Source organism: Lactobacillus equicursoris DSM 19284 = JCM 14600 = CIP 110162 (genome assembly GCF_001434815.1).
Lineage (GTDB): Bacteria > Bacillota > Bacilli > Lactobacillales > Lactobacillaceae > Lactobacillus > Lactobacillus equicursoris.
The window spans coordinates 1-2099 of the sequence record NZ_AZDU01000092.1 but is presented as its reverse complement, the minus strand read 5'-3'; the positions used below and the strand labels follow the sequence as shown (position 1 = coordinate 2099).

Sequence of the window (2099 nt, the reverse complement as noted above, 5' to 3'; positions counted from 1 at the left end):
AATTGTTTTGTTGAAATCTTACCATCTTTACCAGTGGTAATATGATCAACCAATTGGCCTTGTTTAGCTTTTAAGGTACCGTCAGCTGCATAAATATCAGCAGTAGCTTTAATATCGAATTCAGCACCAGCTAATGCTGTTTGGCTGTATTTCAATTCATATTGCTTACCATACTTAGTGTCAGTTGCTTCGGCAGACTGTAATGTATCCCCAGTCTTAGCCATCGTTGCAACTCCTCGTTGATCCTTATTCACGATTGGTGAACTTGTAACAACGATTGTTTGGATCTTGTCATTGTTTGTTGGGTTATATGCGAAGTCAAATTCATTCTTATTCAACACATACCCTTTCGGAGCGTGTAATTCTTTTGCATAGAGTTTTACTTGTGGGAACTTAGCTTGATATTGTGCTAAACCAGCTTTGTCTGTGTCAGCTAAACCAACCATTGACCCCTTTTTCAAAATAACTTTGCCAGCAGCGTTCTTCACGTCTTCACGGTTGTAAATACCAAAAGTAGCGCCAGCAACTGGTTTGCTATTCTCAGAAGTTTTGTTGATCTTAACATTGACATTTTGGAGCATGTTCTTAACAGAGACTTCTTTAGAAGTAATTGAAACATTTTGGCCAGCATATGTTAATTCAACATGGTGTGGTGTTGTATCAATCACAAAACCAGCTGGTGCTTTGGTTTCAATAACATCATATGAACCTAAATACAGTGGTGTTGTCTTAACTTTGCCATTAGCGTCTGTTGTTAATTGACCAACAGTATCACCTTTTTTAGCACGTACTGTACCATCAGCGGTTACGACATCTTTTGTAGCAACAACTTTAAATTCAGCATTTGCCAATGGTGTTTGAGCAAATGTAAAGTTATTTAGTTGACCGTAAGCAGTCCCTTTGGTTGTTACGCCAGATACAGATTCGCCGGTCTTCTTAATATCGATTGTGCCTTTTTGTGCGGCATTTTTGAAAGTAACCGTGATCATATTATTCTGTTGATTTTCAGGTGTTACTTTAAAAGCAAGCTTAGTTTGACCCAAAACATAACCATTTGGTGCTTTTACTTCTTCTAGTGCGTAATTACCGTAAACTAATTTTTCAGGTAAAGTGACTTCACCTTTAGCGTTAGTCATAAATTCCGACTGTTCATTTTCAGTTTGTTTCACATATTTACCTGTATCGGTATTCTTGATTTTGAATGTTGTACCAGCAAGCGCGATCGTCTTACCAGTTTCAGCATCAGCCTTTACCAATTTAATTTTTGATTTAAAATGTTCGTCAACTTTGTGGTAACGATAGATATTACCATCAGCTGCTACCTGAACATCAAAATCGCCAACTTTAACATAGCCAGCTGGTGCTTTTTCTTCTTTGACAACGTACCAACCGTAAGGCATGTTGTTAAAGGCTAAATGACCCTTATCATCAGTTGTTTGGCTTTGAACGTGAGCACCAGTAGATTTTAAATAAATACCGAACTGAGAACCCTTTAAGGCCTTCAATTCGCCAGTTTCATCATCGTTAGCATGATAGAATTTTTCGATTGCAACATTGCCCTTAATGACTTGATCAGACACGTTGACTTCGTTTGTATTCTCAACACCATCAATACCAGTAGCATCGATCTTGATTGGGTGAACTGTACTATCTAATTTGTAGCCTTCAGGTGCTTTGGTTTCGACGATTTGATAGTCACCTAAATCGTATTTATTAGAAATGGCCGTTAAATCGTCACCGATCGTCATGGTTTCCAAAGTTGTCCCATCTCTCTTTTGAAGCGCATACTGTGCACCCACGAACTTAGCGTCACCCTGTGGCGTGTTGCCTGTTTCAACATCAGATTTGTGCAAACGCACGCGTCCTTGCTTGATAACATGAACACTAAGTTGTGCTCTACCAGGATCGTTTACACGACCTACCATAACACCTTGAACACCAGGCTTCGTGTAAACCATTGGAGTACCAGCATATGAATCATCAATATTATACTTAAACTTGACGATACCATCTTGCGAATCTTTAGTTGCTGTCAACGTAACATTGTTACCTGATTTTGTTACTTTTACACCAGCAGTATTCGTTGTGGCATTGTCTTT

The 2099-nt window shown here is 38.7% G+C and carries 1 protein-coding gene; it reads right to left on the bottom strand.

Annotated features, from left to right (window positions below):
- The coding region (locus FC20_RS10520; protein WP_269083544.1) for a SpaA isopeptide-forming pilin-related protein at nt 1–2099 on the bottom strand (2099 nt) is incomplete at both ends.